The sequence below is a fragment of the Lysinibacillus sp. NPDC058147 genome (assembly GCF_042884205.1).
GTDB lineage: Bacteria > Bacillota > Bacilli > Bacillales_A > Planococcaceae > Lysinibacillus.
On record NZ_JBHVUJ010000001.1, the window covers coordinates 180199 to 195271 of the forward strand.

Sequence of the window (15073 nt, forward strand, 5' to 3'; positions counted from 1 at the left end):
AGTGACACTGCTGTACTATATGAGTTGGTATCACGTGCGTAGTTGAAACGATGGGAAAAGTAAAACAAATTATCACTTTATATTAAATATTTTCATAAAAAATATGGTACACTAAGAGCAGAATTTGATGCTTGAGAAATAGGTGATATTTTGTCTACAAAACATGAGAGAATTTTACAATACATCGAATCACTACCTGTGGGTGATAAAATTTCAGTACGTCAAATTGCAAAGGAAATGCAGGTGAGTGAAGGAACGGCATACCGTGCCATTAAAGAAGCGGAAAATCGCCGTTTAGTAAGCTCTATTGAACGTGTTGGAACAATTCGTATTGAGAAGAAAAAGAAAGAGAATATTGAGCGATTAACCTTCGCTGAAATAGTTAACATTATAGACGGCCAAGTTTTGGGTGGCAAAACAGGGCTTCATAAAACGTTAACGAAATTTGTTATCGGTGCCATGCAGTTAGAAGATATGATGCGTTATACAGATGCAGGAAGTTTGCTCATCGTTGGTAACCGTATTAAAGCACATGAAAATGCACTACGAGCTGGTGCAGCTGTTTTAATTACGGGGGGTTTTGATACAACGGATGAAAACAAGTTACTAGCAGATTCCTTGGACCTACCGATCATTTCAACAAGCTATGATACCTTTACTGTTGCAACAATGATTAATCGTGCAATATATGACCAATTAATCAAAAAAGATATTTTATTTATTGAAGATATTTATGTGCCGATGACGGATACTTCTGTTCTTCGAAATGATGAAACAATTCATCATTTCCAAAAGCTAAATGAACGAACAACTCATGGTGCATTTCCTGTTGTTACAGCAAACAATAAGCTTGTTGGGATGATTACCGTAAAAGACGTTATTGGTCGAGAAGAGAACGAGCTTATTGATAAGGTTATGACAAAAAATCCAATTGCCGGGTCGATGAAAATGAGTGTTGCTTCTGCAGGACATCGTATGATTTGGGAAGGGATTGATCTGTTACCAATTGTCGATGATGACAATGTTTTGCAAGGTGTCATTAGTCGACAAGATGTACTAAAAGCGCTTCAGCTTGCTCAAAGACAACCACAGCATGGTGAAACGATTGATGATTTAGTGAAAAATGAGATGAAGGTACTTGGCGATGAAGAATTAATCGTAGAATTTAAAGTAACACCTCAAATGACAAACCAATATGGGGCAATTTCTTATGGAGCATTTACGACTTTGTTAGCGGAAGTTGGCTCATTTGCATTGAAGCGCCGTAAACGTGGGGATGCAGTTGCCGAAAACATGACGATTTATTTCATCAAGCCTGTGCAAATGGAAAGTACACTTACTGTAAAGCCTCGAATATTAGACATGAGTCGTAAGTTTGTGAAAATGGACTTCGAAGTGTTTAATCAACAAATGCTTGTTGGGAAGGCAATGATGATGTTCCAACTACTGGAACGTTAAGAAAATACAAAAAGGGATGGTCTAGGGTAAATGCTAGACCATCCCTTTCACTTCTTTCAGCCGTTTTCAGACGCATTGTTTACCTGTAGCGACAGCTACAATTATGCCCAGGCATAATTGACTATTCATTGGTTAATTCGGTACTCCTCGTCAACAAATTGACCGTAGTGACGAACCCTTTTAATATTTTCGATAATAACAAAGATGCCTAAAACGACAAGAATTGCTACAATAATAAATGTATATAACCCAGGGAATAAATAGGCTTGGTTTAAACCGAATAACAGAATAAATGTACCGAAGCTTACATTAGCTTTACTTTTGTACCAATTTTTAGCGATTGGTAATGAAGAACGAAACTGTTTTGTTTTAAAATAAAAATAAAAAACAAATGATATGATTATTGCAAACACAAATATTAAATTGAGCATAGTAAACCTCCTAGCATAACTAGTCATTATTGTAACGATTATTAAAGAAAAATGCTAACGGTTATTACTATCATTTTGGGGGAAATTAATTTGAAAAGACAAATCATTGACACAATTGCTTCATATGAAACAATCATTATTCATCGCCATGTGCGTCCAGATCCTGACGCTTATGGATCTCAGCAAGGGTTAAAAGAGCTTATTTTAGCAAACTATCCGGAAAAGAAGGTTTATGCTGTAGGCGAGCATGATGAATCTTTATCATTTTTAGCAAATCCAGATCGTATTACAGATGATATTTACGACAATGCGTTAGTTATTGTGACAGATACGGCAAATACTGAACGTGTAGACGATCAACGCTATACAAAGGGTAAAATGGTCATTAAAATAGATCATCACCCAAATGATGATCCGTATGGTGATTTACTGTGGGTGGATACGAATGCGAGCTCTTGCAGTGAAATGATTTATGAGCTTTTTGAGGAAGGAAAACAAGTTGCAAATTGGATTCTATCTGATGCCTCCGCAAGATTATTATTTGCTGGTATTGTAGGTGATACAGGTCGTTTCCAATTCCCTAGCACGACCGTAAAAACGTTTAAAATTGCAGGAGATCTTATTACATATAATTTTGATCGAAATCAAATTTTCGATGGAATGTATGAAATGGAGCAAAAGCTATTAAATTTACAGGGCTATATTTATCAAAATTTCAAAATGGATGAGTATGGAGCAGCACATATCAAGCTGACAAAGGAATTGCTGGCAGAATTTAATGTTGTTCCGTCAGAGGCTTCTCTATTAGTTGGCTGTCTTGGAAGTGTAAAAGGTATTTGTGCATGGGTGGTCTTCATTGAAGAGGCCGATCAAATTCGTGTGCGTTTACGCTCAAAAGGTCCTATTATTAACACTTTGGCGAAGGAATTTAATGGTGGTGGACATCCACTCGCTTCTGGAGCTACTGCTTACTCATGGGAAGAAACAGACCGTGTTATAACGAGAGTACAAGAAATTTGTAAGGCATATCAATAAAACGGCTTTATTGATCGAAACATAGAAAGGGAGGGATTCATTTGACACATGTATACACGAAAATGCATACGAGTGCGGATTTATTGAAAAGTACGATTCGGCTTGAACAATTGATCCCTTTTTTACACGAGCAAAATACTCAGGCCTGTGCAATCGTCAATTCAAAATTGTACGGGCTTTTGCCTTTTTGTAAAGCGTTGCAGCAAGCAAATATTCATGCTGTTTTAGGGCTCACGATTAATGTACAGTGGCAAGATAGAAAGGTTCCACTTGTGCTGTATGCTCAGACGCAAGAAGGTTACCGACATCTATTAAAGATTAGTAGTGCAGTTTCGATTAGAGAGGATGATGCACTTCCATGGAAATGGCTTGAAGGATATGCAGCGGGCTGTGTGGCATTACTTTCTTCGGATGATTTAATAGAAATTGAGGATTGGATTGAAGTAGCAAGTGCTCTAAATAAGGTATTTGGTAAGCATTTATTTATGGGTATAGTAAGACCTGCAGGAATGATAACTGAAAAAGAAGAAACGTATGTATCATGGTGTGAAACTATGAACATAACGGTGGTTGCCTCACAGAGCTGCTATTTTTTACGTCCAGAAGATCATTTTGCCTTTGAGGTTGCAAGAGCAATAGATTCAGGTGACAAGATTACCGATACAATGTTATCAGCTCATTTACAAGGTTATTTCGCCCCAACGAAAAAGGAATGGCAAAGTTGGTTTGCTGATCATCCAGAATGGCTTGAGTCTAGTGCAATGATGCTTGCTAGCTGTACGGCTGAAATTCCTGAAATGCACGTGCAAATGCCTAAATTTCCTGTGCCAACAGGTGAAACAGCCGAAAGCTTGCTCGTTAAAGAGACTTTTGCAGGATTGGCAGAACGTTTAAAGCAAACTGAACTTCCTCTAGTTTATCGGGAGCGACTTCAATACGAGCTTGAAATTATTTGCTCAATGGGCTATGCAGATTATTTTTTAATTGTTGCAGATTTTATGCATTTTGCTAAAGATAATCGTATTTTAACAGGTCCTGGTCGTGGTTCATCAGCAAGTTCTCTTGTAGCTTATAGCTTATACATTACGCAAGTAGATCCATTAGTTTACGGCTTATTATTTGAACGATTTTTAAACCCTGAACGTGTTACACTGCCAGATATAGATATCGATTTTGTCGACAGTAAAAGACAAAAAGTCATCCAATATGTCACTCAGAAATATGGGAAGGCAAATGTAGCGCAAATTATTACATTTGGCACTTTATCTGCTAAGGCAGTTGCTAGAGATGTTGCCCGTGTTTTTGGTTTTGACGCTGAAACATTGGAGAAAATCTCAAAAATGATTCCGAATAAACCCGGGATAACATTGCAAAAAGCAGTGGCCGAATCACAAGGCTTACAAGGCTGGTTGGCCGAGGATGAAAAGCATCGTCGCTGGTTTGAGGTGGCGCTAAAACTTGAAGGGGTGCCAAGAAATTCTTCTACTCATGCGGCCGGAATTGTGTTGTCTCCTTCACCACTAGTCAATACGATACCGATTGAAGAAGGGCATGATGGAATATATTGTACGCAATGGCCAATGGCGGATGTAGAAGCTTGTGGACTTGTCAAAATGGATTTTTTAGGTTTGCGCAACCTGACAATTTTAGAGCAGATACGTTGGTCCATATATAAAGCAGGTGGTCCTTGGATAGAGTTTGAGCTTATTCCGATGCAAGATGATAAGACATTTCAACTTCTTCAAACGGGAGATACATTAGGGATTTTTCAATTAGAATCAGAAGGTATGAAGCAAGCTTTACGTGATATTCATCCAACCCATTTTTTAGATATAGTAGCAGTCAATGCGTTGTATCGCCCTGGTCCGATGGATTTTATTCCTGTGTATGCAAGACGGAAAGCAGGAAGGGAATCGGTTACTATGCCACATCCAGCTTTAGAACCCATTTTACGAGAGACATACGGTGTCATAGTATATCAAGAACAGATCATGCAAATTGCTTCGATGATGGCTGGTTTTACGATGGGACAAGCGGATTTATTGCGTCGAGCGGTAAGTAAGAAAAATCGTCAAGTATTAGAAGAGCAACGTGCCGCATTTGTAAATGGATCAATGAAGCAAGGCTTTGACGTGCATGTTGCGGAAGAAGTGTATGCATTAATTGTACGCTTTGCAGACTATGGTTTCCCTAAAAGCCATGCTGTCGCATACAGTGTTATTTCGTACCAAATGGCTTACTTAAAGGCACATTTCCCCCAAAGTTTTTATACGGCACTTTTATCAAATGCAACAGGGAATGTGGAGAAGATCCTACAGATTGTGAGTGAGGCGAAAGAGAAAGGGATTCCATTTTATCCACCTTCATTAAAACAAAGTACTAAATTTTTTACTGTTGAAAAAGATGGAATACGCTATAGTTTATCGGGAATAAAGGGAGTACCTCATACATTTATAGAGACAGTGAATGCCTTACGCCAAACGAACGCAGAAGCATTTGATAATCTATTTGACTTGGCGGTTGCCTTGAGTGCGCAGCATTTTAAACCAAAAGTAATGGAATCTTTAATTTTCGCTGGAGCCCTCGATTATATAGGGAAAGATCGTGCTGTCCTAGTAGCAACATTGGAGGCAGCCTTAAAGCAAGCTGAACTGCTAAGACCAACTGTGGATATTGATATAGAATCGGCTACTGCCTTTAGTTTTGGTAAGCCGAAGTATATGGAAGCTGAAGCGATGTCACAAAAGGAAAAATTACTACATGAAAAGGAAAGTCTTGGTTTTTATATATCAGCACATCCAGTCTCAGAGGAAAGAGCTTTTTGGAATGAAGTAAATAGTACGTGCCGAGAGTTAAAGCATGCTCGTGAAGGAACGTTTGTAAAAATGATTGGCATCATAGAAGAAGTAAAAAAAATACGCACAAAAAAAGGTGAGCAAATGGCCTTTGTACAGCTTCAGGATGAGTTTGGAACGGTATCTGTAACTTTATTCCCACAAGTTTTTCATCTTGTTCAAGAGTTGTTACTAGAAGATGAATTGCTTTACATTGAGGGAACGCTTGAAAGGCGCTTCGGTAAACCACAAGTGAAAGTAAAACATGCACAAGCGACGAAAAGAATATGAAATTGAAGAAAATCTTAGAAACTGCATAATTTCTTATGCAGTTTTTTCTTTACTTTTTAATAATTATTTTGTAAGCTAGAGTCAACGTCAAAAGTGGTCTGACCACTTTTGTCTTCATTCAGTGGAAGACGCCATCTTCTGAAGGTGGTGGATTTCGTTTCTTTTCAGTAGGCATCCAAACACCTACTGAAATAGAGGAACTCAGTTTAAGAAAGCCACGTCCTGTGGCAATTTATCTGTACGAAAGTGAAGCAATAGCAACAACAACACACGACTGAATGACCAACAACATACTATTACTGTCGCTACGTTGCACTACGCTTTCGCACAGACAAAAACACTTTGCTGACGCTACGTTAGCACTTCGCTTTCGCGCATAAAACATCTGTTGGCCAAAGCCTTTATTGGCAACATTTACGCCAAGGTGAAATTGATAGAACGAGGAGTTGATCGTATGGATAAAAAAACCGAACAAAAGAAAGTGTTTTTAGATATCGTCCAACAATTACGACAACTTATTAAAATGGAAAAAATACAGGCTGGTGAAAAACTACCTTCCGAACGGGTCCTTTCAGAACGTCTAGGTGTCGGGCGATCCTCCGTGAGAGAGGCATTGCGAAGCTTAGAATTGTTAGGTCTTATTGAAACGAGACATGGGGGAGGTACTTTTCTAGCTACCACACATAAGCATCAGCTCGTGGAAACATTGTCGATGTTTATATTAGAAGATGAAAAATCAAAAAAGGATGTCGAATTAACGCGACAAATTCATGAAAAGGAAGCCATTCGCGTAATAAGTTGTACAGAGACTCTGCGAACACTACCAGTGTGGGACAGTTTTTTTGTAAAGCTAGAAATAGAAGGTACGATTAATTGCCGGGATGTTTTACGAGAAATAATTATCACGTCAGGAAATCGTCTTTCACTAAAAATCTGGTTTCAGTTAGCAGCTTATGATGGTGACCGTTTAAATCGAAACTCAACAGAAGAAGAAAAATTGAACATTCAAACGATGTTGAAATCGATGCAGCTTGGCTATGAAAAAGAAGCATTAAAAGCTCACGAGCAGTGGATGAAGATTGTACAAAGTAATTAGACAACAAAGGGGGAGTCAAAGATGGCAATTCGCAGCATATTTACTAAAAAGAAAGAGGATGGACAAGAAAAGGGTTTTCCAGAAGGACTTATGACAAAGTGTCCAGAATGCCGTCATATTCAGTTAACGAAGGAATTAGAAAAAAATCATAAAGTATGTTCAAAATGTGATCATCATTTCAAAATGACAGCGCAGGAGCGCGTAGCAGATTTCTTAGATGAAGGTTCATTTGTTTCAATGGACGATCATTTACAAACAAGTAACCCACTTAATTTCCCTGCTTATGTAGAAAAAATTTCAGCGGATCAACAAAAAACGGGGTTAAGCGAAGCTGTACTGACTGGGTTAGGTACCCTGGATGGAGAAGAAATTGTTGTAGCAATTATGGATTCTCATTTCCGTATGGGCTCAATGGGCTCAGTTGTTGGAGAAAAAATCACACTTGCTGTTGAAAAAGCTACTGAATTGCGTTTACCGTTTATTATCTTTACTGCTAGTGGTGGGGCGCGCATGCAAGAAGGTATTCTATCATTAATGCAAATGGCAAAAACGAGTGTGGCCTTAAAACGTCATAGCGATGAAGGACTACTGTTTATTTCTATTTTGACGCATCCTACAACAGGTGGCGTTTCTGCAAGTTTTGCCTCTGTTGGAGATATTAATATTGCGGAACCACAAGCGTTGATTGGCTTTGCTGGTCGTCGTGTAATCGAAGAGACAGTAAGAGAAAAACTACCAAGTGATTTCCAAACAGCGGAATTTTTACTAGCGCATGGTCAGCTTGATGCAATCTTCCATCGAAAAGATTTACGAAACCAAGTAGCAGTGCTTGTGAAAATGCATACGAAAGGCGGCGTGCAACATGTCTAAAAATTTAGCTTTTGAAGAACCAGTAGTACAATTACGTGAAAAAATTGATGAGTTAAAAACGATTGCTGCCGATGCGGATGTAGATATGACAGGCGAAATCGAAACGTTAGAAACACGTTTAACACAGTTAGAACAATCCATTTATGCCAATATGAAGCCATGGGATCGTGTACAGGTTGCTAGACATCCGGAACGACCAACTACATTACAATATATAGAAGCTATGTGTGAAAACTTTATTGAGTTACATGGTGATCGTACGTTTGGTGATGATGCGGCTATTCTTGGGGGAATTGCTCTTTTTGAAGGTCAGCCAGTAACAATTGTTGGACACCAAAGAGGAAAATCAACTAAAGAAAACATTCGTCGCAATTTTGGTATGCCACACCCTGAAGGGTATCGTAAGGCATTACGCTTAATGAAGCAGGCGGAGAAATTTAAGCGACCAATTATTTGTTTTATAGATACGAAGGGTGCTTATCCCGGTAAGGCAGCTGAGGAACGTGGCCAAAGTGAAGCAATTGCCAGAAATCTAGTCGAAATGGCGGGCTTAACAGTGCCAGTTATCTCTATTGTTATTGGAGAAGGCGGTAGTGGGGGTGCAATTGCTTTAGGTGTAGCGAATCGTGTCTTTATGTTAGAAAACTCAACGTATTCGGTTATCTCACCAGAAGGGGCTGCATCGATTTTATGGCGAGATGGTAGCCTAGGAAAGCAAGCGGCAGAAGCAATGCGTATAACAGCACCTGACTTAAAAGAGCTTGGCGTTATTGATGGAATTATCCCTGAAATAACAGGTGGAGCTCATCGTAATGTAGCGAAGCAAGCACTTTATATAAAAGAATGTATAAGCGACACACTAAAAGCATTGGATACTTTAAATGGCGAACAATTAATTGAGGATCGTTATGAGAAATTCAGAAAGATTGGACAATATACAGAAGCGTAAATTACAATTTTAGGTTTTTGGATATGTAAATTTGCTCGAAAATAATATAAATTGTGATTTATATTCATAAAAAACTTAGAGTAAATAGCGTGGAAAATATATTGAATAAATGTTAAATTTCGGATGTTTTCAAATAGAAAGAGTGTGTGAAAGCGCATTCTTTTTATTTTTTATGTAAAAGTTATGTTTTTCTAGCCTCTGAACCCTTACATAGTTTGTTTTTTCATGTTAATGTGAATAATAATAGTATCTGCAGGAGGTTCGACAATGAAAAAAATTGCCGTATTAACAAGTGGTGGAGATGCGCCAGGAATGAATGCAGCTATTCGTGCAGTCGTTCGTAAGGCAGCATATCATGGAATTGATGTTGTCGGAATTAAGCATGGCTATGAGGGCTTAATAAAAGGCAATATGGAAAATCTTGATTTAGGTTCAGTAGGTGGCATTATTCAACGTGGCGGTACACATTTAAATTCAGCAAGATGTCCTGAATTTAAAGAGGACGCTGTTCAGCAACGAGGCATTGACATTATGCGTGAAGCTGGCATTGAAGGACTAGTCGTTATTGGCGGTGATGGTTCCTACCGTGGTGCTATGGAATTAGTGAAAAAAGGCTTTCCTGTTGTTGGTGTACCAGGAACAATTGATAATGACGTACCAGGAACCGAGTATACTATAGGTTTCGATACGGCACTAAATACGGTCGTGGAATCAATAGATAAAATTCGTGATACAGCAACTTCCCATGAAAATTCATTTATTGTTGAGGTAATGGGGCGAGATGCAGGGGACATTGCTTTATGGGCAGGTCTTGCAGCTGGGGCTGAAACAGTATTAATTCCAGAAGAAGATTATAATTTGGATGACATTGTGGCACGCTTAGACCGTGGTGCAGCTCGTGGGAAAAAGCATAGCATTATTATCGTCGCTGAAGGTGTTATGTCTGGTAGCGAATTGGCAAAACTATTACATGAAAAAACAGGGAAAGAGACGCGTGTTTCTGTTCTTGGACATATCCAACGTGGTGGTTCACCTACTGCGCGTGATCGTGTTATAGCGAGTCAATTGGGTGCACATGCAGTTGAATTGCTTATGGAAGGAAAGTCTGGCAGAGCGGTAGGGATCCGCAATCATCAAGTTATTGACTATGATATGCCTGAGGCTTTCGAAAAAAATCATGAGGCAGATGTAAGCTTGTATACTTTAATGAAAGAACTATCAATATAATTTGGCATAAAAACGGAGTGGGCAGAAAATGAGAAAAACAAAAATCGTATGTACAATTGGTCCAGCAAGTGAGACACCAGAAACTTTAGAGAAACTAATTGAAGCAGGTATGAATGTTGCCCGCTTAAACTTTTCGCATGGTTCTCATGATGAGCATGAAGTACGTATTAATTTAATTCGCGAAGTAGCACAAAAATTAGGTAAACCAGTTGGGATTTTACTCGATACAAAAGGTCCTGAAATTCGTACACATAATATGAAAAACGGAGAATTGCATCTAGCAGCTGGGCAAGTAATTGATATTTCGATGACTGAAGTCGAAGGAACAGAGGCAAGCTTCTCTGTAACGTACGATCGTTTAATCGAGGACGTTGAGCAAAACTCTATAATTTTATTAGATGATGGACTTATTCAACTACGTGTATTAGCAAAAGATATGGAAAAAGGCCTTATCCATACGATTGTTGAAAATGCAGGTCTCTTAAAAAATAAAAAAGGTGTTAACGTGCCAGGTGTTTCTGTACAGCTTCCAGGGATTACAGAAAAAGATGCGCAGGACATTCTATTCGGTATTAAACAAGGTGTTGATTTTATTGCAGCCTCATTCGTTCGTCGAGCAAAGGATGTACTAGAAATTCGAGAATTACTTGAACAAAATGGCGGTAACCACATTCAAATTATCCCGAAAATCGAAAACCAAGAAGGTGTCGATAATATCGATGAAATCATCTTAGTTTCAGATGGATTAATGGTAGCACGTGGTGACCTTGGTGTAGAAATCCCGGCAGAAGAAGTACCACTTGTACAAAAGAAATTAATTTTAAAATGTAATCAAGTTGGTAAACCAGTTATTACAGCTACACAAATGTTAGATTCGATGCAGCGTAATCCGCGTCCAACACGAGCAGAGGCTAGTGACGTAGCAAATGCAATTATCGATGGTACAGATGCAATTATGCTGTCTGGTGAAACTGCTGCAGGGCTTTATCCAGTAGAGTCTGTACAAACAATGAATAAAATCGCACAGCGTACAGAAAATTCATTAGACTATAAGGCAATTGTCTCTACACGTAGTCGTGAAAAAGAGGCAAATATGACTGAAGCGATTTCACAAGCAGTAGCTTACACTTCGATTAACTTAGGTGTGAAAGCAGTACTAGCACCAACAGAAAGTGGTAACACAGCTAGAATGATTGCAAAATATCGTCCTGGTGTACCGATTGTTGCGGTAACAGGTTCTGCCAATACAGCTCATGCATTAACACTAGTTTGGGGTGTGAACCCAGTTGTTTGTCAACGAGTTACGACAACAGATGAAATTTTAGAGCTAGCTGTTGATGAAAGCTTAAAGCATGGTTTTGTAACGCACGGTGACGCAGTTGTCATTACAGCAGGTGTACCGGTAGGTGAAGCAGGTACTACTAACTTAATGAAAGTACACATCATCGGTGATTTATTAGCTCGTGGTCAAGGAATCGGCAAAGCTTCAGTAGTAGGTAAAACAGTAGTTGCAAAAAATGCAGCAGAGGCACTAGCATATGATACAGACGGATGCATTTTAGTAACGGTTGGTTCAGATCGTGATATGATGCCAGCGATTGAAAATTGTGTTGGTCTGATTACAGAGGAGGGCGGACTTACAAGTCATGCAGCAGTTGTAGGATTAAGCCTTGGTATCCCTGTTATCGTAGGAGTAAAAGAAGCTACTACATTGATTCGCCACGGTCAAGAAATTACAATGGATGCTGAAACAGGAGTTATTTATAAAGGGCATGCAAGTGTTCTTTAATCTATAATATAAAGCTCTAGTGCAACTATTTGCACTAGAGCTTTTCTTATAATAAAGAAGTAAATAGTATTTTGCGGTTTTTCACCGAAATCTAGGGATGACATTTTGTCGTGTGTATAAGTTGATCTTCGTAACAGTTGGGTGACTTCTGTTGATAGTAGTTTGAAATCATTCCTTTTCTCTCAGAGAATGAGAATTTACTATAAAAAGAATAGCGTCGTCATCTCTTAAATAGGACACATTGATTTTTTAATGAAACTTATTGGGCTATAATAACGTATATAAGGTATACCTTTTTTAGATAGAAAGGAGAAAAATATGAGAAAAGTTTTTCTTGGTTTCATTGTCTATGCATTAGCCGAGTTGGCGTTATTAATAGTAATTGGTCAAAATTTTGGTATTCTAAATACATTATTGCTTATAGTCGCTACGAGTATTATAGGTATTTATGTAGTGAAAAATAAAGGTATGAATTCTGTACAAAAGGTAAAAGCTACGATAGCACGCGGAGAAGCTCCTGGGCCAGCATTAGTTGACACCGTATTAAATTTCAGTGGTGGGGTACTTCTAACATTACCGGGTTTTATAACCGATCTTGTTGGTTTATTACTGCTCATGCCTTTTTCCCGCAAAATGTTCCAGCCAATCTTTTATTATTGGATGCGGAAAAAAATGAAAAAAGGTCAATTTATCATCGTTCAAAAATAGCATTATCCTTTAGTTTAACCGCCAAAAATAAAAATATAGGGCTTAGTAAAATGCCGTAAAAACCAAATAATAAAATCGAGGCAGCACTGATGAAAAAAGTATGGAATGTACGTAAATGTAATGTATTTGACCAAAGCATGGATTCAGCTAGCTGCCTTGTTAATTGAACGAAGAGATACAAAATTAAAATAGCTACACATAAAAATGTATTACCTTTTAAGTAAAAATAAATACTCATGGGTACAAGAAATACCCCAATCCCAAAGAACGGCAGTACATCTGCAAATGCAACTATAAAAGCTTTAATGATGGCTTGTTCAAATTGTAGGATCATAAATCCCGCACAAAGTATAAGCAGTGTAATTGTGAATAGCTGAAACTCCACGTACAAAAAATAATGAAATAGCTGCATTATTTTAGAAAAATGCTTCTGCCATTCATTGCGGAATTTTTTTGGCACATATTGAAAAAACCAATATCGGGATTTGCGAGTTTCCAAAAGGGCGAAATAGTAAGCAACAAGGAATATAAATACTTCAATTACATGCTTCATGAATAGTTGGAAAATATTAGCGGTGTATAAAAAGATTGAATCGAAAATCGAAAGCGATTTTTCCTTTAAAACTTGGATGAACATTGATTCATATTCATTGAAAAGTGGGAAATTTTGTAGCGTATCTCTGATTTCAGGGAAGACAAGAATAATACTGTTTATCGATATGATAACGAGAAGAAAAACGCAAGCTAGTATAAGTGCTTCCACAATAATTGCTGCAAGCCAATAGGTAATTTTACAATAAGAGTGAAGAAATTTTATGATAGGATAAGTGGAAAAAGACAAAAAAATGGCGAGCGATACAGGTAATACGAACCACAGTATTACCAAATAGAATATAAAAAATAAAACACTTGTGGTTCTTTCGTATGAAAAATATTTAATATTCCTCATTTTTACAAATTCACCTCGTTTCAAATGATAAATCAATATTAAAATATGCAAAAGAATCTCTTAAAAGCTCATTTATGATCGCTCGTGCGTCTTTTTCTTTATTCGGAGGTTTTTCATTCACAAAGCTGTCAAAAATGATTATAATAGCAATGTAAGCGATTAACTTAATGGTTCATATGAGCAAAAAACGTAAATGTGAGCTAATATCTGCATTTACAACTAAAAAATATATTATGAGGGAGCGATAATTTATGTCAGCAACTAAAGGTTTAGAAGGTATCGTAGCAGCGGAATCTAAAATCAGTTCAATTATCGATGACACACTTACATATGTTGGTTACAACATTGATGATTTAGCAGAGAACGCGTCATTCGAAGAGGTAATTTATTTATTATGGCATACTCGTTTACCAAAAGCGGACGAGCTAGCTGAATTAAAACAACAATTGGCAGACAACATGTCTATTCCACAAGCAATTGTAGATCAATTCAAAACATACCCACTTTCAACTGTACATCCAATGGCTGCACTACGTACTGCAGTATCTTTACTTGGTGTATTCGATGAAGAAGCGGATGTTATGGATACAGAAGCTAACTATCGTAAAGCTATCCGTTTACAAGCTAAAATTGCTACAGTAGTTACTGCATTTGCACGTGTTCGTAAAGGTTTAGAGCCAGTTGCGCCAAAACCAGAATTAGGATATGCAGCAAACTTCTTATACATGCTTAAAGGTGAAGAACCAGCAGCAATCGAAGTGGAAGCATTCGACAAAGCATTAGTATTACATGCTGATCACGAATTAAATGCATCTACATTCACAGCACGTGTATGTGTAGCTACATTATCAGATGTTTATTCTGGTGTAACTGCAGCTATCGGTGCTTTAAAAGGACCACTTCATGGTGGTGCAAATGAGCAAGTTATGAAAATGTTAACTGAAATCGGCTCACTTGAAAACGTTGAATCTTATATTCAAAATAAATTAGACAACAAAGAAAAAATCATGGGCTTCGGTCACCGCGTATACCGCAAAGGCGATCCACGTGCACCACACTTACGTGTAATGTCACAAAAATTAACTGAGCTAACTGGTAAACCAGAGCTTTATGAAATGTCAGTTAAAATCCATGACATGATCGTAGAACAAAAGAAATTACCTGCAAACGTAGACTTCTTCTCTGCGTCAGTGTATGATTCTTTAGGTATTGATCATGACCTATTCACACCAATTTTCGCAGTATCACGTACTTCTGGTTGGGTAGCTCATATTTTAGAGCAATATGCTAACAACCGCCTAATCCGTCCACGTGCAGAGTATGTTGGACCAGGTATGCAAAAATATGTTCCAGTCAGCGAGCGCTAATTCGGAAAATATGCTAGAATATTTGGGACTGTGTTACTGAAAACACAGTCCTATGATTATGAATTTAGG

Annotated in this window: 12 protein-coding genes; 10 read left to right on the forward strand and 2 right to left on the reverse strand. The window is 38.0% G+C overall.

Features of this window, described 5'->3' with window-relative positions; translation table 11 throughout:
* Positions 1-150 precede the first annotated feature (150 nt).
* A complete protein-coding gene (locus tag ACFVT8_RS00885; protein ID WP_387082366.1) occupies positions 151-1458 on the forward strand; it encodes a DRTGG domain-containing protein in 1308 nt (435 codons plus the stop codon).
* 125 nt (positions 1459-1583) lie between these two features.
* On the opposite strand, the gene ACFVT8_RS00890 is transcribed toward ACFVT8_RS00885, so the two are convergent.
* Positions 1584-1889, reverse strand: a complete 306-nt coding sequence (locus tag ACFVT8_RS00890) for a YtpI family protein (RefSeq protein WP_376075317.1) — start codon at positions 1887-1889, stop codon at positions 1584-1586.
* A 90-nt stretch (positions 1890-1979) separates the two neighbouring features.
* Here ACFVT8_RS00890 and ACFVT8_RS00895 point away from each other — a divergent pair, with 90 nt between their 5' ends.
* The 8 genes from ACFVT8_RS00895 (at position 1980) to ACFVT8_RS00930 (ending at position 12688) form a co-directional block, all read left to right on the forward strand.
* Positions 1980-2924 (forward strand): DHH family phosphoesterase, encoded by a 945-nt coding sequence (locus ACFVT8_RS00895; protein WP_387082365.1) that lies wholly within the window; start codon positions 1980-1982, stop codon positions 2922-2924.
* 41 nt (positions 2925-2965) lie between these two features.
* A complete protein-coding gene (gene dnaE, locus ACFVT8_RS00900) occupies positions 2966-6049 on the forward strand; it encodes a DNA polymerase III subunit alpha (RefSeq protein ID WP_387082364.1) in 3084 nt (1027 codons plus the stop codon).
* A gap of 454 nt (positions 6050-6503) precedes the next feature.
* The gene (locus ACFVT8_RS00905; protein WP_387082363.1) at positions 6504-7145 is read left to right on the forward strand and encodes a FadR/GntR family transcriptional regulator; all 642 of its coding nucleotides are present in this window, start codon (positions 6504-6506) and stop codon (positions 7143-7145) included.
* 21 nt (positions 7146-7166) lie between these two features.
* Positions 7167-8015 (forward strand): acetyl-CoA carboxylase, carboxyltransferase subunit beta, encoded by an 849-nt coding sequence (gene accD, locus ACFVT8_RS00910; protein WP_387082362.1) that lies wholly within the window; start codon positions 7167-7169, stop codon positions 8013-8015.
* A complete protein-coding gene (locus ACFVT8_RS00915; RefSeq protein WP_387082361.1) occupies positions 8008-8964 on the forward strand; it encodes an acetyl-CoA carboxylase carboxyltransferase subunit alpha in 957 nt (318 codons plus the stop codon). Before accD ends, ACFVT8_RS00915 begins: the two co-directional genes overlap by 8 nt.
* Positions 8965-9231: 267 nt before the next feature.
* Positions 9232-10191, forward strand: a complete 960-nt coding sequence (gene pfkA, locus ACFVT8_RS00920) for a 6-phosphofructokinase (RefSeq protein WP_387082360.1) — start codon at positions 9232-9234, stop codon at positions 10189-10191.
* A 28-nt stretch (positions 10192-10219) separates the two neighbouring features.
* On the forward strand, positions 10220-11980 hold the full coding sequence (pyk, locus tag ACFVT8_RS00925; protein WP_387082359.1) for a pyruvate kinase: 1761 nt from the start codon (positions 10220-10222) through the stop codon (positions 11978-11980).
* Positions 11981-12298: 318 nt separating this feature from the next.
* Complete coding sequence (locus tag ACFVT8_RS00930; protein ID WP_387082358.1) at positions 12299-12688, forward strand: FxsA family protein; 390 nt, start codon at positions 12299-12301, stop codon at positions 12686-12688.
* On the opposite strand, the gene ACFVT8_RS00935 is transcribed toward ACFVT8_RS00930, so the two are convergent.
* Positions 12672-13637, reverse strand: a complete 966-nt coding sequence (locus tag ACFVT8_RS00935) for an AI-2E family transporter (protein ID WP_387082357.1) — start codon at positions 13635-13637, stop codon at positions 12672-12674. The two genes, ACFVT8_RS00930 and ACFVT8_RS00935, sit on opposite strands and share 17 nt — an antisense overlap.
* Positions 13638-13888: 251 nt before the next feature.
* Between ACFVT8_RS00935 and citZ the strand changes: the two genes are divergently transcribed.
* Positions 13889-15004: a citrate synthase gene (citZ, locus tag ACFVT8_RS00940; protein WP_370075677.1), complete on the forward strand. Its 1116-nt coding sequence runs from the start codon at positions 13889-13891 to the stop codon at positions 15002-15004.
* Positions 15005-15073 lie beyond the last annotated feature (69 nt).

Bases quoted from the DNA above. Each gene is read 5' to 3' on its own strand.
- ACFVT8_RS00930 (WP_387082358.1), top strand. From the start codon at position 12,299: ATGAGAAAAGTTTTTCTTGGTTTCATTGTCTATGCATTAGCCGAGTTG.
- citZ (WP_370075677.1), top strand. From the start codon at position 13,889: ATGTCAGCAACTAAAGGTTTAGAAGGTATCGTAGCAGCGGAATCTAAA.
- ACFVT8_RS00915 (WP_387082361.1), top strand. From the start codon at position 8,008: ATGTCTAAAAATTTAGCTTTTGAAGAACCAGTAGTACAATTACGTGAA.
- pyk (WP_387082359.1), top strand. From the start codon at position 10,220: ATGAGAAAAACAAAAATCGTATGTACAATTGGTCCAGCAAGTGAGACA.
- accD (WP_387082362.1), top strand. From the start codon at position 7,167: ATGGCAATTCGCAGCATATTTACTAAAAAGAAAGAGGATGGACAAGAA.
- pfkA (WP_387082360.1), top strand. From the start codon at position 9,232: ATGAAAAAAATTGCCGTATTAACAAGTGGTGGAGATGCGCCAGGAATG.
- ACFVT8_RS00935 (WP_387082357.1), bottom strand. From the start codon at position 13,637: ATGAGGAATATTAAATATTTTTCATACGAAAGAACCACAAGTGTTTTA.
- ACFVT8_RS00890 (WP_376075317.1), bottom strand. From the start codon at position 1,889: ATGCTCAATTTAATATTTGTGTTTGCAATAATCATATCATTTGTTTTT.
- ACFVT8_RS00905 (WP_387082363.1), top strand. From the start codon at position 6,504: ATGGATAAAAAAACCGAACAAAAGAAAGTGTTTTTAGATATCGTCCAA.